We start from the raw sequence: 20,233 nt of genomic DNA, 5'->3' as shown, positions 1-20,233 counted from the left end.
ATGCAGACGACCCTGAGCGACACCGCCCGACATCTGCCCCGCGCCGAAGAAGCCGAAAGCATCCTGCGCACCTGTGTGCACTGTGGATTCTGCAACGCCACATGCCCGACTTATCAATTGCTGGGCGATGAACTCGATGGACCACGGGGCCGCATTTACCTGATCAAACAGGTGCTGGAAGGCAACGAGGTCACCCAGAAAACCCAGCAGCATCTGGACCGTTGCCTGTCCTGCCGCAATTGCGAAACCACCTGCCCCTCTGGTGTCGATTATCACAACTTGCTGGACATTGGCCGCGCGGTGGTCGACGCAGCGGTGCCGCGCTCCATCGACCAGCGCCTGTTGCGTGAAGGTTTGCGCCGCGTCGTACCCAACCCGGGACTGTTCAAGGCACTGGTCAGCAGCGGTCAGGTGTTTCAGGCGCTGCTGCCCAACGCCTTGCAGGCCAAGTTGCCTCGTCGCGTTTATCCCTCCAGGCCTCGCCCCGTCGCCCGCCACGCCCGCCAGGTGCTGATGCTCGAAGGCTGCGTGCAGCCGAGCCTGTCGCCGAACACCAATGCAGCGGCTGCGCGAGTGCTGGATCGACTGGGCATCAGTGTCATCTCGTCCAGTGAGGCGGGTTGCTGCGGTGCCGTGGATTATCACCTCGACGCGCAGGCTGCCGGACTCGACCGCGCCCGGCGCAACATCGATGCCTGGTGGCCGAGTATCGAGAACGGCGCCGAAGCCATCGTGCAAACCGCCAGTGGCTGTGGCGCCTTCATCAAGGACTATGGCCATCTGCTCGAGCGCGATCCGGCCTACGCCGAAAAGGCAAAAAGGGTCAGCGCGCTGGCCAGGGATCTGGTGGAAGTGTTAGGCGACGAACCGCTGGAAACCCTCGGCGTCCACAGCGACCAGCGTCTGGCCTTCCATTGCCCCTGCACCTTGCAGCATGCGCAAAAACTCGGCGGCGCGGTGGAAGCAATGCTGATTCGCCTCGGTTTCAACCTCACGGCCGTGCCCGACAGCCACTTGTGTTGCGGTTCGGCGGGCACCTATTCGATCACCCAACCCGAACTGTCCCGGCAACTGCGCGACAACAAACTGAACGCGCTGGAAAGCGGCCATCCCGACGTCATTGTCACGGCCAATATCGGCTGTCAGTCGCACCTTGACGGTGCCGGCAGAACCCCGGTCCGGCACTGGATCGAACTGGTCGAAGCCGCGCTGCCCTCAACGATCCCCGGAGAAACCCCATGAAGAGCAAAGCCATCCTGAGCCAGGTCGAAGTCAGCCAGATCCTCGCGGCCGCACGCACCGAGGCGCAGAACAACCAATGGGCCGTGACCATCGTGGTCGTCGACGACGGCGGCCATCCCCTCGCCCTCGAACGCCTCGACGGCTGCGCACCCATCGGCGCCTACATCGCCACCGAAAAAGCCCGCACCTCGGCCCTCGGGCGGCGTGAATCCAAAGGTTATGAAGAGATGGTCAACGGTGGGCGCTATTCGTTTTTGTCGGCGCCGCTGCTGACGTCCCTTGAAGGCGGCGTGCCGATCATCGTCGATGGTCAGGTGGTCGGCGCGGTCGGGGTGTCTGGCGTAAAAGCCGAGCACGATGCGCAAGTGGCGAGGGTTGGGGCGCAGTGTTTGCCTTGATGATCCTTTCCCCCGCTCCGCGTCAGTTGAAAACGATGTAAAGCGGGTCGAGCCCCGACTCGACCGGGAACACTAGGATGTAGTCGTCAAACCGGTCATGCGCCTGCCCGGCATTGGCCTCAATGATCGGTGCTCGCGCGGACTGAACAAATCCCACACGACGCTGTTGGATCGGTGTAGCCACTGGATCGCTTACAACGGAAATTGGCCTGGCCCAGTGGACAGCGACTCCAGAAGAACCCTCAGGAGTAAAACTGAAACGGTTCCGATGCTGATCCTGCGTCGCGGCTCTGACCCTGACGCCAGAGATCGAACGACAGCCGCTGCAAGCCGTGACGTAAACCTGCGACAACGTTTTGATCTCGCGCAAACCCTGGAACATTTTGCCGGGGTTGGCGGGGACTGCCGCGGTGCTCATGCGAAAAGGCACATTGACCTCGGCCTGGTTCGCGGCGAGGTGTTGCCAATCCTGCCCTTCGATGGGCAGAAGCTCGGACAACGGTACGCTGACTCCGAACAACTGAGTGTCTGCCCGACTGGAAAAAGCGAAGCTCAAAACGGCGGCACGCTGGTTCTCTGTGTCCGGTTCGCTTGAGGTGTTCTGCCAGGAAAACTCGGCAACCGTCGAGCGTATCGCTTTAAGCAGATCCGCCTGCTGAGACGCCAGCAGCACCGGCGAACCGCCAGGCAATAAAAGATCGGGACGTTTATCGGCAGAATCGAGCGAAGCACTGATCGTGTGCACCGTTTGTGTCGTACTGCGCGAATCAATCAACTGTTGATGCGCCACTATCAGCAATGCTTCCGCTTCATCATGCAGAGTGCGATGTCGTTGAGTAATGCTTGCCAGCCGTGAGAGGTAGCGATCGTGAATGGCGTTGATCTGCTGCACAAGGCTCTGCCATTGCGCTTGCCCGGATTGCGCATAAGTCAGGTTGCGCTGAGCGCCGCTTTGGACAAACGCCACTCTCATTTTCCAGAACTCATACTTTCTGACGGCCATCAGTGCTTCATGCTGGGCAACTTCCAGAGTGCGTATGCCGGCTTCCTGATGGGGGATGTCCAGACGGGTGTTCTTTTGGCTTTCAAGGTGGCTTATCTGTAGTTCGAAATGGCCGAAAGCCTCTTCAACAACCTGTCCAGAGACCGCTACATCCGCCGCGATTTTTTCGACCTCGGCCAGGCTCCTGGCCAAAGGGCTTAGCGGCGCAACCGCTGGTTTGGTAACAGGAATGTCCTCGCATTTGAATGCCGGCATACCTTGTTGGTGATGCCATGTCCTGACGTGGTGGACAACGGCTTGCGGGCTGTTGGGGTTGGACTTGTCCGTAGGGTAGAACAGCAAATCTGCCCCTTGGGGATGACCAACGATCCGGTCGAAATGGTCGATCAGTTGGTCATGGGCCTGTTTCGGCAGATCAACGGCCCAGATTTTGTTGACCAGTGCCTGGAATTCCAGAGCGGTGTAATCCTTGAGTGTATTTTTAAGTTCCATCTTGGTTCTTCCTTGTTCTTTCGCACGATGAGACAGCACACCTGCTCACTTCTATGAGCAGGTGCGAATCTGATACGGCAAGTTATTCTGGTTTGAATCCCGGTTTGTTATTGGCTGCGCGCCATTCCTTGACTTCTTTCAGGATGCCTTCGGGGCTGTCTTCCTGACCTTCCTTTGGGTAGAAGATGACGTCGGAACGGTCTGGATGTTCGGAGACCACCTCAAAATGCTCCACGCGTTCAATTGAAAATTTATCAAACTCTTCCGAGGTTAAACCCTCCCCTCCATAAAAAAGTTCTCTCAGGAACTCCAGAAACTCAGACTCTGTGTAATCTTCGAGACGTGTAGTGTTTTTCATAATCAATTACCTCCTTTATGTACCAGAACATGCCGTCTCGGCGTCATCACGACAATATTTTCCATGTCGTAAACCGCTCCTCCCTGTGCAATCTCCAATTGATGATGAAGCTCGAATTTTACTCGACCTCCGTACTGGTCATTTGCACTCGGGTAAGGCGCCAACCCCTTTTGCATAAACCTCAGATTTCTAGCACTGAATTGTGTTCTCAGCTCAGGATCCGCGGCCACCGCCTTCCAGAACGCCCGCCTGAACTCATGAAAATTACGAAACTCCTTCCACCGCAACTGTTCTGCAATTTCCCATGGCACCGGTGCTCCCTCACCCCTCGCATCGTCTCCAAGCCAAACCTCCGAAACGTCTGATCCCCAGCCTGTAGCAATGCCTGGGTCATCACGTCGGTCTCGGAACAGCACATCCGACGATGGCAATTCCATATCCCCCGGAAACCCGGGAATACTCGCCCCCATCTCCCCTTCATCAACCGCCGGAAATGTCTCGTTTTGCGGTAGGACCGGGATGGCCGGGTTGCCGGGATAAACCACTGGCGGGATGGATGGGATGGGCGATGTCGTTGAGCCAAGATGCTCGCTACCCGGCGGCGCCAACGGTGTCCAGGTGCCAACTGGCGGAATCGGCCAGGGAACAACCGCCGGTACGATGCCCAACCACCCTTCGGCACTTTGCGGTGTTTTGATGCTGATTTTGTCGAGGTTGAACGGATCGGCCCAGAACTCGGGCCGCTCCTGATACCGCAATTCGAACTCGCGGTTTTCACCCACCCATGCGCTTTTCGGCGCGTACGGGGCGAAGCCTTGTTCGACACGTTTTTTGTTCACCTCATCGAGTCGATTTGTGAGCGACGAGTGTTCACCGAGCGCTCGCCACAACGCCTCATCGAACGCCCCGAACGACTTGAACTCCCTGCCCCGGAACTGATCGCCAATTTGGCTCGGTATCGCTGCGCCGGCTGTTTGGCTGACGCCTTTCCACCAATCAGTCGTCGCTGCTTGACCGGCTCCGGTTACTACACCTGTGCCTATGGGTGGAACGTTGAAGGACAGGTAAGTCGGTGGAAGGCCAGGCACGCAGACGATGCAATCCTGGATGCGCCAATCAACGCCCGGCGGGATGTCCTGAATCTGCGGTTCGGTGACAGTCAGACGAGTCTCGCTGGCCAAGGTCGCTTGAAGCGTGGCGTCTGGAGTGAACTGCACATACCTGGCCGGTGATCCAGGAACCTCGGCGGTGTAGATGCCTGTCTGCGGGTCGAGCACGGCATTCACGACCGGGACGCGAGAATCGATATCGCCACCCGTTGCGGTGACAACGATCGCGGTTCCTTGCGGTGTCGCAACAGGTTTGAGCCGGTATTCCACCTCCACCGAACTGCCTGCGTCAGCAGCGACCCGCACCTCTTGAGGGTCATGAAGCTCCAGAGCGTGAGCCGGGACTGCGACAGCCTCAAATAACCGATGTCGTTGCTCAGGGGTCAACTCGCCATTGCCCAGTTCACGAGTCGGATAAAGCACTCCCGCCATTAACAACGCAGCTTGCGGACGCGTGACCGTGCTCAAGACGCTGCCTACGACGATGGCCGCACGCGTTACTGCGGTTACCAGATTTCGCGCATCGACCCATTCACCACCGTGGCTGGGCAATACCCCGGCAGATAGCGCTGACGATGTGGCAGGTAATTGAAAGGTGTTGGCCTGCCTCACCCGTTCGAGGCGAGCATCCTCATCAACCTGCTGCTTGAACCGGACGCGCGCGTCTCGCTGCTCGGCGTGTTGCCGATGGCGTTCCCAGAGAGCCTCCCGCTCACGCCAGACGATGCTCTGCTCGGCATGATGAGCAGCCAGCACGTTGGATTTGTCGTGGAGCGCATCGAGTTGCGCCGACAACAACCGGGCTTCATGAGCCGCGTTGTAAGCGGCCTCCCAAAGCTGATGGCCACTCATGAGTGCATCGCCGAACTGCCCAAGTCGGGTCAGGTAATCATCGGCGGTGCGCGTGATTGGATCGTGTCCGTCGAATGCTGCGGCAATCGCGTTTTTGTCGTTGAGCGCTACGGTTTTCCGGGCGATCAGCCCATCGATTTCGTTCTTGTCTTTAGTGATGAGATAGAGCTGCCAGCGTTCGCTGGACTGACTGTCATGGTGGCGTTTGGCGCCAGAAATTTCGTGTTCAAGTGATTGCGTGAGTTGTTCGGCCCTGGCTGTAAAGCTTCGGTCGAGTTCGGTTCTGAAGGTGCTGTGACGTTGGGTCAGTACACCGAGCAGTTGCTGTCGCGATTGGATGCGGGCTTGCTCCTGAGCTCGTGCAACCGCATCGGCCTTGTCTTTCGCAGCCTTTTCTTCGCGTGCCTTGTTGGCGGCTTTCCTGAGCGCTTTGGTCTTTGAACTGACGCCCCCAAAATTGCCGGAAGCCCCAACGCGATTACCTCCGCCACCGCCACTACCACCACCCCAGCCGCCAGAAGCAGGCGGGCCGGACCTGATGACGACGTCTCCTGACGTGCCATCGTTGAATCGTTGTGCCATACAGTCTCTCCTTGTCTGTAGGGCACAGCTTGTCGATGGGGGAATGGCGAGGTGCGGTACATATGTATCGCGAGGGATTTATTTCGGAGATGGAAGCTTTCTGCATGGCTGAGTCGCGAACCCACATAAACCCTGCTCATGCGCTTAACTGACAGGGGTCCATCAACGTCAAAGAGGAAGCGCACCGATGACCCGTCTCACTGCGAAAGACTTTGCCCCGCAACTGCTCGAGCTCTACGACTACTACGCCCACGGCAAGATCAACCGGCGCGAATTCCTGGACCGCGCGGCGTTGTTCACCCTCGGCGGTTTGACGGCCAGTGCCTTGCTTACCGCGCTGAGCCCCGACTATGCGCTGGCCGAGCAGGTGAAATTCACCGACCCGGACATCATCGCCGAGTACGTCACCTACCCTTCCCCCAAAGGCAACGGGTCGGTTCGCGGTTATTTGGTGCGTCCGGCCAACGCCACCGGCAAGGTAGCGGCCGTGGTGGTCGTGCATGAAAATCGCGGGCTCAACCCGTACATCGAGGATGTCGCACGGCGGTTGGCCAAGGCCGGTTTCATCGCGCTCGCCCCCGATGGACTGACCTCGGTGGGCGGCTATCCCGGCAACGATGACAAAGGTCGGGAGCTGCAGGCGACCGTTGACCCTGAAAAGCTCATGAATGATTTTTTCGCCGCCATCGAGTGGCTGATGAAACACGATGCGAGCAGCGGAAAAGTCGGCATCACCGGCTTCTGCTACGGCGGTGGCGTAGTCAATGCCGCAGCAGTGGCCTATCCGGAGCTGGGCGCCGCCGTGTCATTTTATGGCCGACAGGCAGAGGCCAAGGATGCCCCTCGAATCAAGGCACCGCTGATGCTTCATTATGGGGAACTGGACACGCGCATCAACGAAGGATGGCCCGCCTATGAGACGGCTTTGAAAGCGGCGGGCAAAACGTATGAAGCCTATATCTATCCCGGCGCCAATCACGGTTTCCATAACGACTCCACGCCTCGATACGATGACGCCGCGGCAACACTGGCCTGGGAGAGGACGCTGGGCTGGTTTCGGCGTTACCTGGTCTAGCGAAGAAGCCGCCTACCCCACCACATCGATCAACTGCTCGCGCTGCGCCCCCGTCAGCATCGGACCGAACCCGGCACCGGCGTTTTCCGCCATGTAGCGCGGGTTGCCGGTGCCAGGGATGACGCAAGTCACCGCCGAATGTGCCAGCAAATACTTGAGCGCCAGTTGCGCCCAACTGGTGACACCGACTTGCGACGCCCAACCTGGCAGCGGCTTGCCCTTCAAGCGGGCGAGCAGATCACCACCACCGAATGGCCGGTTGCAGATCACTGCCACGCCGCGTTCGCGACACAGCGGCAGGATGCGTTTCTCGACGCCGCGATCGTCCAGCGCATAGTTGATCTGCAAGAAATCCAGTGGCTCGGCTTTCAGCACTGCTTCCACTTCGTCATACGCCGACGCGGTGTAATGGGTGATGCCGATGTAGCGAATGCGCCCTTCTTCCTTCCATTTGCGCAACGTGGGCAAATGGGTTTTCCAGTCCAGCAGGTTGTGAATCTGCATCAGGTCGATCCGGTCGGTCTGCAGCAGTTTGAACGACTGCTCCATCTGCGCGATGCCTTCTTCGCGACCACGGGTCCACACCTTGGTCGCCAGAAACGCCGGTGAGCGCGGCTTGTGGATAGACAGCAGTTCGCCGGTGGTCTGCTCGGCGCGGCCATACATGGGCGAACTGTCGATCACCGTCCCGCCCTTTTCGAACAACGCGCTGAGGACGGCGGACAGGTTTTTATAGGCCGGGTCGGCAGGCGCGACATCAAAGCCGCGATAGGTGCCCACGCCGACCATGGGCAGTGGCTCGTTGCTGGAAGGAATGGCGCGGGTCAGCATGTTCTTGCCTCCTATTGCCTTCGACGGCGCGGTGGCTGCAAAGGCCGGATCGAAAGTGAGCACCGCCGAAGCACCGGCAGCCAGCGTGAGTATTTGTCGACGCGTGTATCCATCAGTGTGGCTCATGGTTTCGTCCTTCCACTGCTTTGCTGTTTGCCTGTTGCGGCCAGCCACACTCATAACCCGCCCTTCAGTCCGGCAAACGGCACGATCAGCGGCGCCACCAGACTTCTGCTGGCTACAACAGAATAGCTGTCGGCGGCAGTTCGTCCTGGCTTGGGATACAACAAGGTGGCAAGGGCTGGTGTGCGGCAGCGATCGGTTGGGTGAATATCCGCTGCTTCGGCGATGGCTACTGGTGGTTCCGCTCTTACAGCGGGTCACTTGGAGAAAGCGCCAAGTAACCAAGCGATTTTGCCCCTTTCTTTCGGTGGCTCGCTGTGGCTCAGCATACCCGCGCTCCGCGAGGCGGCCTTCGGGCCGACCTGGCTCTTCAAGTGTGCGCATTACCCCTGTGGGAGCTGGCTTGCCAGCGATGGTCGTTAACGATGACGCGTGCGGTCTGAAGGAACGCGATGTCTGGGCATCCATCGCTAGCAAGCCAGCTCCTACAGGGGTTGCGCGAACTACCGCCAGTCCAGGCCGCGAACACGTTCTGGAGTGAACAGAATTAAACACCAGCGCCGGCGCACACCGTTGTCGTTCAACTACACTCTGAAAGCGATCAAGCCGTCGCAGTCGTCAAGCCCAGAGCAGGCAATGCCACCCACTCACGCCAACCGAATGTCCCGCCCCCTGATGTATATCGTCGTCATCGTCGCCGCGCTGTACCTGACGCTGTGCGTCGTGCTGTTCGTGTTCCAGCGCGCCCTGATCTACTTCCCGCAACCCGCCGCGCTCAACACACCCGAAACACTGCTCACGCTGACAATGGCAGACGCACAGCTGCAGGTCACCGTCAGACCGCACGCCGGGCCTAATGCATTGATCTATTTTGGCGGCAACGCCGAGGACGTTTCGCTAAACCTGCCGGAATTCTCCCAGGCGTTCCCCGACCACGCCCTCTACTTGCTGCACTACCGGGGTTTTGGCGGCAGCACCGGCTCACCTTCCGAAGAGGCGATTTCACGCGATGCCATGACCTTGTTCGACAAGGTCTACGACACCCACCCGCACATTGCAGTGGTGGGTCGCAGCCTCGGTTCCGGTGTCGCCGTGCGCCTCGCCAGCCAGCGCCCGGCCGCGCGGCTGATCCTGATCACGCCCTACAACAGCCTTGAGGATCTCGCCGTCCGCCAATACCCGATTTTCCCGGTGAAATGGCTGCTGCAGGACAAGTTCGAATCGTGGAAATACGCCGCGCATATCACGATACCGACGCTGCTGCTGGCGGCCGAACAGGACGAAGTCATCCCACGCTCAAGCACTGAACAACTCTACGAACATTTCGCCAAAGGTGTGGCCACTCTGAAAGTTATTCCGGGCGTGGGACACAATTCGATCTCCGACAGTCCCCAATACCTGAAGCTGATGGAAGACGGGCTGTAACTCACTCGATCATTTGCGCGCCAACTTAAAGCGCACGCAATCTTCATAGAAGCTCTGCCGCAGTGCCGCGGGTTTGATCCGCGACGGGCTGTCGTAGGTTTGCTCGGTAATACCCATCGCCGTCATGCGCATCCACGGCTTGCTGAACTTGTAGGTCTGTAATTTCTGGCGAGCGGCGTACAGCGAAACGCCCGCCAGTTTGAGTTCCTGGGCTCTTGCTGCCGTGCCCGCGCCCCAGCTGCACATATACCGGTCATTGTTTTGAAGCTCTTTGGACTGGGCCGACACGGCGACACCTGCCAGGCCCAACGAAATCAGTGCGATCCATACATTGCGCATTTAAAGCCAGCCCTAACCACCTGAAATTGAAGTGATTCTGTCTGTAACTTTCGGGCTTCGGGGCCAGCAAAATGCCTTGATCGCGGCGATCGCATTCGTATCGATCCCCAGCCCGGTGGCATGCACCTGATCCTGCGATTGACGGAACCATAGTCCGACCGAGCGCTGGTCGAGCGCCTGCTGGCGGCCGGCATCTATGCTAAAACGCTGAGCGACTGGCGTGTCCGTGGCGAGACCGATTCCGCGCTACTGCCTGGGTTTGGCAATGTCGATTTGGAAGATACTGCTGAACAGTAAGGGAACGGATTCTGGCGTTGATGCAGGGGGCCCATCGCCAGCAAGCCGGCTCCTACAAGGGTTTTGCGGCGCACCCGAATTTGTAGGAGCCGGCTAGCAATGCGTTTTAGCGTTTAGCGATGCACCCGGTTACGCCCATTGCGCTTGGCCTGGTAGAGCGCGTCATCGGCGCGGGTCACCAGGCTGTCCAGGCTCTCACCGGATTGCGCGAAGGCCACACCAAAGGACGCCGTGATCGTATCGAGTACTTTGCCGTCGACACGTGCCTTGATCCGCAATGACTGGATTTTCACCCGCAATTGCTCGGCAAAAACCCCGGCACTCGCCAGGTCGGCGCAGTGTTCCAGAATGACGCAGAACTCCTCGCCACCGTAACGCGCCGCCGTGGCGTGGGGTGGCAGCGAACTGCGCAGTACTTGCCCGACATGTTGCAGGACACGATCACCCAACGGGTGGCCGTATTGGTCATTGAATTGCTTGAAGTGATCGATATCCAGCATGACCAGCGCCACGCCTTGGTCGGTATTGCTCAGCGCCTGCTCCAGCAAACGGGTGAAGGCGCTGCGGTTGAGCAGCTCGGTGAGGCCATCGAGCGTCGCCGCCAGTTGTGCGCGTTCAAGTTTGCTGCGCAGGCTTTTGATCTCGTTCTGGGCCGAGTGCAGCTGGGAGAGAAAGCGTTCCTGCTGATTCTGCATGAGCTGGGTGCTCTGTTGCAGCTCGCTCAAAATATCCGGCAAACGCTCGCTGGCAGGCAACTCGAGCATCTCCAGGCAACGTCCCAGACTGCTTTGAAAGTTGAGATTGCCCTCGACGCTGCGCGAAACGTCGCGCTGCATGTCATCCACCAGATTGATTGCCTGTTGCTGCCCGGCGCGGGCCTCCGCCAGCTCGTCGCGAATGATGTAGTCGCGAAACAACCGGGTGGCGGACTCTGGCGGGAAATAATCAAAGTCCTTGACCACCCGGTCCAGCTGACGGTTGAGCTCGGGGTCCAGGCCTTTGCTGTAGGTGTACCAGAGCGCGTAATGCACCGGATTGGGCGGGATGTTGTGACGAACCATCAGCGGAATGGCTTGTTTGAGCAGCGCCGCAGCCTCGCGGGAATCTTCCGGATACAGCGCCAGGGCAGTCGCACGCGTCTCTATTTGGCTCATGACATCACTGTGGTTGTTAATGATTGGCACATTCAAAACGTTGCGAGCATAACCAGACGCGTGGCAAACGGCCATCCCAATGTTTAACACCCGCCCTGCAGGAGCCGAGCTTGCTCCCGGCGGCGTTCCGACGATGGTGTGTCAGCCCCCCGATGTGACTGATACACCATCAAGAGCAAGCTCGCTCCTACAGGGGTTACTCAGCTACCCGCACCACCGTGCGCTTCTTCGAAGAAGTAGTCCTTCCAGGTGGCCGCCTTGTTTTTCAGTACCCCCAGTTCCTGCAGTTTTTCGGCGTAGACCGCCGTGCGCTGCGGCACCACCGTGAAGTTGATTTCGGGGTCGTTGACGATTTGCTCAACCAGCGGCAGGGACAATTTCGATTGCTCGACGCGGATGTAGGTCTGGGCGGCTGCAGACTTGTCGGCCTTGATGATTTTTTCGGCTTCGGCGAGGGCGTCGTAAAACGCCTTGTAGGTCTTCGGGTTTTCGTCGTGGAATTTTTCCGTGGTGTACAGCACGTTGAATGTCGCCTGGCCACCCAACACGTCATAGGAACTCAGCACCTTGTGCACATTGGGATTCTGCAGTTCCTGGTACTGGAAAGGCGGGCTGGAAAAGTGCGAGTTGATTTCAGAACCACCGGCAATCAGCGCGGCCGTCGCATCCGGGTGGGCCAGGCTGATCGAGATGTCGTCGAATTTCTTGTAGTGCTCATTGCCAAACTGCCTGGCCGTTTCGATCTGCAAGGTGCGCGACTGGAATCCTACCCCGGCCGCTGGCACGGCAATGCGATCCTTCTCGGTGAAATCCTTCAGGCTCTTCACGTTCGGATTGTTGGTCAGCAGGTAGTTGGGCATCGAACCCAGCGAGGCGATGGCCTTGACGTTCTGCTTGCCCTTGGTTCGATCCCAGATAGTCAGCATCGGCGGCACGCCTGCCGAGACCACATCCAGCGCGCCGGCCAACAGCGCTTCATTCATCGCAGTGGCGCCGGAGATGCTGTTCCAGTCGACCTTGATGTCCAGGCCCTGTTCTTTGCCGTGTTTCTCGATGAGTTGCTGGTCGCGAACCACATCCAGAATCAGGTAACCGATACCGAATTGCTGGGCAATGCTGATCTTGCCTTCAGCCTGCGCACCGGGACTGAGTAACGCACTGACGGCTGCTACCGAGGCTGCCAATAAGGTCAACGCTGAGCGCTTGTGGGGAATCGCCATGAAGATCTCGCTGTGAGTGAGCCTTACAAAAAAAAAAGCGCGACACCCAAGTGCAGCGCTCCGCTGAGAGTTAAAGCTAAACGATCTTAAAAATCACATATAAATATCTTTTTAGAATTAGCTTAAACCTTTGCGTCGCTTCTGCTTTTCTCTGATCCCTGTACGTGCAGCCGAATCCACTCGCCTGTCGCCATGCTTTTTGACGAAGAAATCAAAATAACCAAAATGCATTAATAAATACAAAATCAGTATTTATCGTTATAAAAATATCCACGTAGTCTCAAGCCATCCCGTCATTCATCACGACAGTGAAGTGCCCTATGAATCCGACTGCCAACGTTATCGATTTCGTCAGCCACCACAAACGCAAACAGGCTCAGCAACGGGCGCGGGCCATGTGGGAGATGTACGCTCGGAACGCCGGTTTACAGGCCTTTCACTGGGTGCAGCCTGCTGATTCCACAGGAACCCGTCAGGCGTGAACAGCCGTGAACCCTCGCGCTTTCTGGCGAGCGCCGACGACCCCGTGCTGGACCTGAATGCTCTGGAGTCGCTGGAGGAGGATCCGATCTGCGAGCGGGTCGCGCAAAACCTTCAGCGTTTGCGGGGCAAGCGTCATCTGTCCCTCGACGCCCTGGCGCGGCAATGCGGTGTGAGTCGGGCGATGCTGGCGCAGATCGAGTCCGGGCGCAGCGTGCCGTCGATCAAAGTGCTGTGCAAAATTGCCAAAGGATTGAAGGTGTCGGTGGCCGCGTTTCTGGAACATCGGGCGTTCGAAGGTGTGGCGGTGTTGTCGGCGAGCCAGAGCAAACGCCTGGTCAGTGCCAGCGGTGCTTTCGTCAGCCGGGCGCTGTTTCCATTTGACGTGGCGCGCCAATCGGAGTTTTACGAACTGCGCTTGAGTCCGTTGGGTGAGGACGTATCCGAGGGTCACGGCCCTGGTGTGCAGGAGAATCTGGTGGTGTCACAGGGCGTGCTGGAAATCAGCGTCAACGATGAACGTTACCTGCTTTCAACGGGCGATTCGATTCTGTTTTACGCCGACCAGCCCCACCGCTATCGCAACCCGGCGGACAGTGAAGCAGTGGCGTATCTGGTGGTGACTTACCCAGAGCGCCTGGACTGAACGACAACCTGATGAGGGAGCGGGCTTGCTCGCGAAGGCGCGTGTCAGCCAACATCAATGCTGAATGTAAAACCGTATTCGCGAGCAAGCCCGCCCCCACATTTTGATCTGCGTTTAAGCCAATAAAAAAGCCCCCGAGGCCAAATGACCGCGGGGGCTTTTTTTGCGCTGTCAGAAATCAGCAGGTGCAGCACATCAGCGGCATGCCGTTGCAGCTCATCATCATCGGCATGCTGCAATCGTTCATCATTTTCATCATCAGGGCGCAGCAGTTTTTCATCATGTCCATGTTCATGCCGGCCATCGGCATGATTTTGCACATCATGCAGTCGGCCATCATGGTGCATTCCATCACGCACTTCATCGACGGCATCGGCATGCCCATCATCGGCATTGGCATCATCATGTTCATCATCGGCATGGCCATGGCTGCCTGGGACATGCACATCATGCTCATGTTGCCGCAATGCATCATCATCGGCATGCCGCAGTTCATCATCATCTGCATCATTTCAGCGCTGTTCTTGAACATGGCCATGTCCATGCCAGCGGCGGGCATCATCTTGCACATCATGCCGTCGTCCATCATTTCGCAGGTCATGGTCGCCATCATCATCGGCATGCCCATCATCGGCATCATTGGCATGTTGGCGTTCATCGGCATTTGCATCTGCATGGCATTCATCATGGCGTTGCTCCCTGAAGGATTGAATAGTTGGACGAAGCTGATGGCGCCGATTCTAAGGATTGGGTCAGGGGCGACAAGATGACCATCGAACAGCGGAATCTGATGCTGGAGCCGCTTTAGCGAGGTGGACAGAGCGTGCTTTTCTGCTGTGACGACAATCTGGATTTGATTGCAGACATAACGAAAACCACAACGCCGTTTTCGCCGTGATGGATATGCAGAGAGGATCTATTTAAATAACCGAAAGAAATAATCGTTCTAACTGACTTAGCGATTTTTCAATCCCAGCTTATTTCAGGCAAAAAAAATCCCGGGCAGCTGATGGACGCCCGGGATTTAAAAATGCATAAACCGTGGTGGTGAACGCGGGGCGGATATTACGGAATATTTCACCGTGTAACAAGATATTTTGACTCACCATCCGGTTACTAAACTTTCTAAGCCCTTAAATATCCACACTTTTTTTATGGTCGAGTGACGATAAGCGGTCAACTACAAGTACCAGCGATATTCACGGGCATTGATGTCCTGCAGAAATGCCAAATGATCCTGACGCTTGTTTTCGCAATATACATTCACGAACTCTGCACCCAATCCCTCGCGCAATTGCGCATGGTTTTGCATTGAACGCACAGCCTCCAACATCTCCAGCGGGAAATCGATTCCACTGCCACGATCTTCGTTGAGCGGTGCGATCGGCTCACGACCGGCTTCCAGTCCTTGTTCCAGCCCCACCAGAATCGCCGCCAGCACCAAGTAAGGGTTGGCGTCGGCGCCAGCGAGACGATGTTCGATCCGCAGGTTTTTCGCGTCCGACTCCGGTACCCGCAAGCACGCGTCGCGATCTTCGAAACCCCAACTGGCGCGTGTCGCGACATTCACGGTGCCACTCAAGCGACGCATTGCGTTGTGGTTCGGCGCAAAGATCGGCATGCAATGCGGCAACAGTTCCAGGCAACCGGCCACCGCATGGCGCAGCGGTCGTTGTCCGTTGGCCGCCAGCAGGTTGTTGCCCGCCTCGTCATACAGACTGACATGCACATGCATGCCGCTGCCGGGGTGTTGCAAGTAAGGTTTGGCCATGAAACTGGCGCGGTAGTTGTGCTTCATGGCAACGCCGCGGGTGCTGCGGCAAAACAGGGCGGCCCAGTCGGCGGCACGCAGCCCGTCATCGAGGTGGCCGAAGTTGATCTCGAACTGGCCCGGGCCCAATTCGGCGGTGATAACCGTGGTGTCGATGCCTTGCGCCCGCGCGGTCTCGACCATTTCATCGAGCACCGGCGCAAACCGCGACAGTCGTTCGATGTGCATGTTCGGCTGATCATCGGCATCCTCAGTCAGCGGATCCCGCGCGAATTGCGGCAAGCCGTCGCGCAACTCTCGATCGAACAGATAGAACTCCAGTTCGAAGGCCACCACCGGAAAAATCCCTTTGCGACCCAGGCGCTCCAGCACCTGCGCCAAGACTTCCCGCGGCTCGAAGACGATCGGTTTTTCAGTGCCACTGGAGGTGATCAGCATTTGCCCCAAGGGCTGTTTTTCCCAGTTGACGATTTTCAGCGTGCCCGGCACCAGACGGCGCGGCGCATCCGGGTCGCCGTCGTTGAAACAGTAGTCGCCGATTTTGAACAGTCCACCCTGGGTGCCCAGCAACACGCAATTCTGCGGCAGCTTGAGCGCGCTGCCCGCGGCGACTTTTTCGAGCATCTCGATCGGGTAGCGCTTGCCGTAGAAATGCCCGGGGATGTCCAGGGAAATCAGGTCCACGTAACGCACATCCGGGAAGCGTTGACGAAACCCGCGAACTTCAGCGACCAGATCAGAGCAGACAGCATCCATCATGTGATTCCTTGTTGTTTTTATCAGGTGTAGACCCAGAGCACCCGGGTGAGCTGATCGGAGAGATTGCCGTAGCGGCAATGGGTATGGCTGGCGAGCTGAAAGCTGTCCCCGGCCCCGAGGGTGACCGGTTGATCGTCATCCAGCCAAAGTGTCAGCTGCCCTTCGAGCACGTAACCGCCCTGCTCCGAGCTGTCGCTCATGTGCCGGTCGCCGCTGCTGGCGCCGGGCTCGAGCCGGCTTTCGAGCATCGAGAACGAGGCGCGCATTTTCGGCGAGACCAGGATGTCGGTGATGCCGTCGGCGTAATACAGCGTGCGGCGCTCGTCCGGCCGGGTCACCCACGGCAAGGCCATGGGTTTGGGCAGGCTGTAGAAATAGGTGGTCGGTACGCCGAGGGTTTCGCTGATGGCGGTCAGGTCCGCCACCGTCGGGCGCGACAGTCCACGCTCGACTTGCGAGAGAAAACCGACGGAGCGACCGATTTTGTCCGCCAGTTCCTTGAGCGTGTATTTTTTGTGTTTGCGCAGGTCCTGGATCAGGATCGCCAACGCCGAGATTTCTTCTTGCCTGTCCATCTGAAAGCTTCCAGAAAATGTGCGATTCAAAGGCTGTCGCGTAAGCGATACCAGGCCTTGCCGATGGCTTCCAGCGGGGCTGCCATGTACTTGCCGCCGGGGAAACGGCCATTGACCAGGCCTTGATACAAGGCAAGCTCATCCGGCCGGCCCAGTATCGCATCGGACACGGCGCGGGCCCCGGCCAGGGTCGGCAGCACGCCGTGCCCGGAGTAACCCTGAAGCCAGTAGAGATCGCCGCGGCGACCGATATCCGGCGTGCGCTTGAGGGTGAGATCGATGTGCCCGCCCCAGGCGAATTCCAGCTCTACATCCTTGAGCTGCGGAAATACCCGTTGCAGAAAGGGTCGGGTCGCCGCGGCGATGTCCTTCGGCATGCCACCCAGATAGGTGCAACCACCGCCAAACAGCAACCGGTTGTCCGGCGTACGACGGAAATAATCGAGTACGAATTGATTGTCGGTGACGCAGGCATTGCTCGGCAGCAGCGCAGTGGCCAACGCTGGCGGAAGTGGCGTGGTGGCGACCTGATAGGTCCCGACCGGCAACACACAACTCGACAGCTGCGGATCAAGCCGATCCAGATACGCGTTGCACGCCAGCACCAGCACATCGGCCCGAATACGACCGCGCTCAGTGGTGACCACGTACCGGCCACCCTCTTCGCGATAGTTCAGCGCCTTGCTTTGCTCATGAATTTTGCCGCCGGCGCGCTCGATGGCGGCGGCCAGGCCGAGCGCCAGTTTCAGCGGATTGAGGTGCGCGCCTTCCGGATCGAACAGCCCGGCCTGATAGCGTTCACTGGCGACCCATTGCGGCAACTGCTCACGCGGGATGAACTGTAAACCGTCGTGGCCCCACTTGTGGCTGGCCTCGTGTTGCCACTCGGTCAGCAGACTCACCCGACGCGGCAACACCGACGTCCAGAGGTGACCGGCCCGGTAGTCACAATCGAAACCGTGGCGTTCGGGCAATGCCCGCAGTTCCTGCGCGGCCCAGCGCATGCCGTCCCACAACTGCCGCGCACGTTCGTAACCCAGCGCAGCCTCCAGCGGCGGCATGTCGCACGACCAACCGAGAATGGCCTGACCGCCATTGCGCCCCGACGCCGCCCACGCTACCCGACTGGCTTCCAGCAAGGTCACGCGCTTGCCGGCCAAGGCCAGTCGCAACGCTGTGTGCAAGCCACTGAAGCCGGCGCCGACGATCAACACGTCGGTGTCCTGCTCGCCCTCCACAGCGGCACGCTCCACCAGAAGATCTGCGCAAGTGTGGGCGTAGTAACTGGCGACGTGCCGGGTGGATTGCTGGAACATGCGGGCCTCGTGAAATTTTCTATTTATAATTTCATGAAAAACTACACGTTAAATTTCATAGCCGCAACCATTCAGGCCGCAAAAAAAATCCCGCCCAAGAACACTTGGGCGGGATTATTTCAATCAGGCAACGTTATCGAACAACAGGCCTCAGGCGACAGGAATCATCGGATCAGCTGCAGCCAACGCGGCGGCGCGATCAGCGGCTGGCGGGTAGATCCACACCGTGTTGATCTGCGTCTTCAGGTTCTTGCCTTCCTGTTTGACCAGTTTCACCTGGCGGTCCCAACCCTCGGTGTACACCGCGCCCCAGCTGCCCAGATCCAGGCAGGTGACATATTTAGGCTGGCTGTACGGTGTCGGATCAACGCCGAGAATGTGCGCGGCAACGTTATTGCCGGCGTGACGCCCCAGGGAAATGGCGTGCTGGCAGGTCATCAATGCGTAATTGCCGATGTCGTCGGAAGCGGCGTAAGCAACGTCGCCGGTGGCGTAGATATCCTCCTGACCGATGACCTTCAGGTGGCTGTCCACGTGCAGGCGGCCAAGGTGATCGCGCTCCGCCGGGATCTGCTCGGTCAGCGAGCTGGCCCGCACACCGGTGGTCCAGACCACGGTTTTCGCATCGATACGCTGACCGTCGCTCAAGGTGACGCCATTGGCATCGACGGACAGTACCGACGCCTTCAAGTGCCATGTCACGCCGGTTTCAACGCTGGCCTCTTCGATCGACCTGGCGATTTCGGCACCCATCGAGCCGCCAATTTTCTCGCCGCGATCAACGATGATCACCTCGACGTCAGCCTGATCACCCAGGATGGCATGCAGGCGCGCGGTCATCTCGGTCGCCGTTTCAATCCCGGTGAAGCCACCACCCGCCACGACGACGGTATTGCGGGCCTTGCTTTCCGGCAGGCTGGCCAGGGATTTCAGATGGTTTTCCAGGCGCACGGCCTGTTCAATCTGGTCAACGTCGAACGCATGTTCAGCCACGCCTGCGGTGGCTGGAATGGCGAGACGGCTGCCGGTGGCCAGAACGAGTTTGTCGTAGCTGCACACTTGTTTGGCACCCGACGCATCGATGTAGCCAACGCGTTTTTGCACAACGTCGATGGTTTCTGCAGCGCCCTTGATGAACTTCACGCCGACCGCATCAAACAGCTCACCGATCGGCGCAGCCAGCTGGTGCGCATTCGGTTCATAGAAACGCGGACGCACGCGCAGCTCGGCCTGTGGAGCCAAAACAGTCACTTCAACGTCGTTGTGACCATGAATGTCGAACAGACGCGTAGCGCTCAAAGCTGTCCACATGCCACCGAAACCTGCGCCGATTACCAGGATGTTCTGTTTCATTTTTAACTCCGAGAGAAGGCCGATCAATGAATTCATCAAAGGTCATGCGCTTGCCAGTGCCGACCGAACAACTACGACTATATTGATCCTAGTTTTAGAGCACAATCGGTTTTTTCTGATGCCTGCTATCGAAAACTTTGATCCATTGCAGGGCGCGCCCCAATCATTGCGGCAAGGCGGTGATAGAAGAGATGGGTGGCTGCAGGGTTCGTTGCCTGGCTAATGTTCAGCTGATAACATTTACGACAACATTAGTCGGAGATAAAAATGTCTCTTTATAGCGCGGGCGTTGAGTACGGCATTCACTGCCTGCTTTTTCTGGTAGGCAATTGCGGCGATACCCGTGAGGCGAGCGTGCGCGAACTGGCGGAGCTGCAAGGCGTGCCGCAGGACTATCTGGCGAAAATCTTCACCAAACTGGCCAAGGCAAAACTGGTGGTGGCCACTGAAGGCGTGCGTGGCGGTTTCAAACTGGCGCGGCCCTCCGACGAAATCAGCGTGCTCGATATCGTCAATGCCATCGATGGGCAGAAGCTGATTTTCGATTGTCGCGAAATTCGCGGGCGTTGCGCCCTGTTCGAAGGTGGAGCACCTGCCTGGGCGATATCAGGTCCCTGCTCGGTGCATGCCGTCATGATGACTGCGCAAAAACGCATGGAGGACGCCCTCGCCCAACAGACCATTCTTGATCTCGCCAGGAGAGTGGGACGAAAGGCGCCGGCTGAATTCGGTGCGCAGGTAGACAACTGGATCAATGATCGCCGGGAAAAGAAAAGCAGTGCCCAGGCATCTGACGACCAGACTATCCCGGTCACCGAGATTTCCGGCTAAGC

At 58.4% G+C, this 20,233-nt stretch carries 18 protein-coding genes; 6 read left to right on the top strand and 12 right to left on the bottom strand.

Translation table 11 applies throughout. From position 1 onward, the window contains the following. Together glcF and PMI01S_RS26905 are read left to right on the top strand one after the other, a co-directional pair. Positions 1 to 1,242, top strand: coding sequence for a glycolate oxidase subunit GlcF (glcF, locus tag PMI01S_RS26910; RefSeq protein WP_084323120.1), 1,242 nt, complete (start codon positions 1 to 3; stop codon positions 1,240 to 1,242). Further along, entirely contained in the window at positions 1,239 to 1,640 is a 402-nt protein-coding gene (locus PMI01S_RS26905; protein ID WP_084323119.1) for a heme-binding protein, read from the top strand. Before glcF ends, PMI01S_RS26905 begins: the two co-directional genes overlap by 4 nt. Before the next feature lie 22 nt (positions 1,641 to 1,662). On the opposite strand, the gene PMI01S_RS26900 is transcribed toward PMI01S_RS26905, so the two are convergent. From PMI01S_RS26900 to PMI01S_RS26890, 3 genes are all read right to left on the bottom strand, one after another. Then, positions 1,663 to 3,135: a bacteriocin immunity protein gene (locus tag PMI01S_RS26900; RefSeq protein ID WP_084323118.1), complete on the bottom strand. Its 1,473-nt coding sequence runs from the start codon at positions 3,133 to 3,135 to the stop codon at positions 1,663 to 1,665. Between the two features lie 82 nt (positions 3,136 to 3,217). Beyond that, positions 3,218 to 3,493, bottom strand: coding sequence for a bacteriocin immunity protein (locus PMI01S_RS26895; RefSeq protein ID WP_084323117.1), 276 nt, complete (start codon positions 3,491 to 3,493; stop codon positions 3,218 to 3,220). Between the two features lie 2 nt (positions 3,494 to 3,495). Beyond that, positions 3,496 to 6,036: a pyocin-S2/colicin E7-DNase domain-containing protein gene (locus PMI01S_RS26890; protein WP_084323116.1), complete on the bottom strand. Its 2,541-nt coding sequence runs from the start codon at positions 6,034 to 6,036 to the stop codon at positions 3,496 to 3,498. Between the two features lie 187 nt (positions 6,037 to 6,223). Between PMI01S_RS26890 and yghX the strand changes: the two genes are divergently transcribed. After that, complete coding sequence (yghX, locus tag PMI01S_RS26885) at positions 6,224 to 7,111, top strand: YghX family hydrolase (protein WP_084323115.1); 888 nt, start codon at positions 6,224 to 6,226, stop codon at positions 7,109 to 7,111. A gap of 12 nt (positions 7,112 to 7,123) precedes the next feature. On the opposite strand, the gene PMI01S_RS26880 is transcribed toward yghX, so the two are convergent. Next, positions 7,124 to 7,942: an aldo/keto reductase gene (locus PMI01S_RS26880; protein ID WP_084323114.1), complete on the bottom strand. Its 819-nt coding sequence runs from the start codon at positions 7,940 to 7,942 to the stop codon at positions 7,124 to 7,126. A gap of 759 nt (positions 7,943 to 8,701) precedes the next feature. Here PMI01S_RS26880 and PMI01S_RS26875 point away from each other — a divergent pair. Continuing rightward, positions 8,702 to 9,490 (top strand): alpha/beta hydrolase, encoded by a 789-nt coding sequence (locus tag PMI01S_RS26875; protein ID WP_084323113.1) that lies wholly within the window; start codon positions 8,702 to 8,704, stop codon positions 9,488 to 9,490. 9 nt (positions 9,491 to 9,499) lie between these two features. Here PMI01S_RS26875 and PMI01S_RS26870 read toward each other — a convergent pair whose 3' ends face one another. From PMI01S_RS26870 to PMI01S_RS26855, 3 genes are all read right to left on the bottom strand, one after another. Further along, a complete protein-coding gene (locus PMI01S_RS26870; RefSeq protein ID WP_084323112.1) occupies positions 9,500 to 9,829 on the bottom strand; it encodes a hypothetical protein in 330 nt (109 codons plus the stop codon). A 410-nt stretch (positions 9,830 to 10,239) separates the two neighbouring features. Further along, a complete protein-coding gene (locus PMI01S_RS26860; protein WP_235864420.1) occupies positions 10,240 to 11,280 on the bottom strand; it encodes a GGDEF domain-containing protein in 1,041 nt (346 codons plus the stop codon). Between the two features lie 200 nt (positions 11,281 to 11,480). Then, entirely contained in the window at positions 11,481 to 12,500 is a 1,020-nt protein-coding gene (locus tag PMI01S_RS26855; protein WP_084323110.1) for an ABC transporter substrate-binding protein, read from the bottom strand. A gap of 535 nt (positions 12,501 to 13,035) precedes the next feature. Here PMI01S_RS26855 and PMI01S_RS26850 point away from each other — a divergent pair. Then, entirely contained in the window at positions 13,036 to 13,626 is a 591-nt protein-coding gene (locus tag PMI01S_RS26850) for a helix-turn-helix domain-containing protein (protein WP_371850941.1), read from the top strand. Positions 13,627 to 13,804: 178 nt separating this feature from the next. On the opposite strand, the gene PMI01S_RS26845 is transcribed toward PMI01S_RS26850, so the two are convergent. The 5 genes from PMI01S_RS26845 to PMI01S_RS26825 form a co-directional block, all read right to left on the bottom strand. Continuing rightward, entirely contained in the window at positions 13,805 to 14,314 is a 510-nt protein-coding gene (locus PMI01S_RS26845; protein WP_084323108.1) for a hypothetical protein, read from the bottom strand. Positions 14,315 to 14,806: 492 nt separating this feature from the next. Next, positions 14,807 to 16,153, bottom strand: a complete 1,347-nt coding sequence (locus tag PMI01S_RS26840) for a glutamine synthetase family protein (RefSeq protein WP_084323107.1) — start codon at positions 16,151 to 16,153, stop codon at positions 14,807 to 14,809. 23 nt (positions 16,154 to 16,176) lie between these two features. Beyond that, a complete protein-coding gene (locus tag PMI01S_RS26835; protein ID WP_084323106.1) occupies positions 16,177 to 16,731 on the bottom strand; it encodes a helix-turn-helix domain-containing protein in 555 nt (184 codons plus the stop codon). A 26-nt stretch (positions 16,732 to 16,757) separates the two neighbouring features. Next, complete coding sequence (locus PMI01S_RS26830; protein ID WP_084323105.1) at positions 16,758 to 18,047, bottom strand: NAD(P)/FAD-dependent oxidoreductase; 1,290 nt, start codon at positions 18,045 to 18,047, stop codon at positions 16,758 to 16,760. Positions 18,048 to 18,197: 150 nt separating this feature from the next. Further along, positions 18,198 to 19,400 carry an NAD(P)/FAD-dependent oxidoreductase gene (locus tag PMI01S_RS26825; protein WP_084323104.1) on the bottom strand — a complete coding sequence of 401 codons (1,203 nt, stop codon included), beginning with the start codon at positions 19,398 to 19,400 and terminating at the stop codon, positions 18,198 to 18,200. 267 nt (positions 19,401 to 19,667) lie between these two features. On the opposite strand from PMI01S_RS26825, the gene PMI01S_RS26820 reads away from it, so the two are divergent. After that, a complete protein-coding gene (locus PMI01S_RS26820) occupies positions 19,668 to 20,231 on the top strand; it encodes an RrF2 family transcriptional regulator (RefSeq protein WP_084323103.1) in 564 nt (187 codons plus the stop codon). Positions 20,232 to 20,233: the final 2 nt, after the last annotated feature.

This window comes from Pseudomonas migulae NBRC 103157, from assembly GCF_002091715.1.
In the GTDB taxonomy this organism is placed as follows: Bacteria; Pseudomonadota; Gammaproteobacteria; order Pseudomonadales; family Pseudomonadaceae; genus Aquipseudomonas; species Aquipseudomonas migulae_A.
The sequence above is the reverse complement of the archived record's forward strand: the minus strand, read 5'-3'. Positions and strand labels throughout refer to the sequence as shown.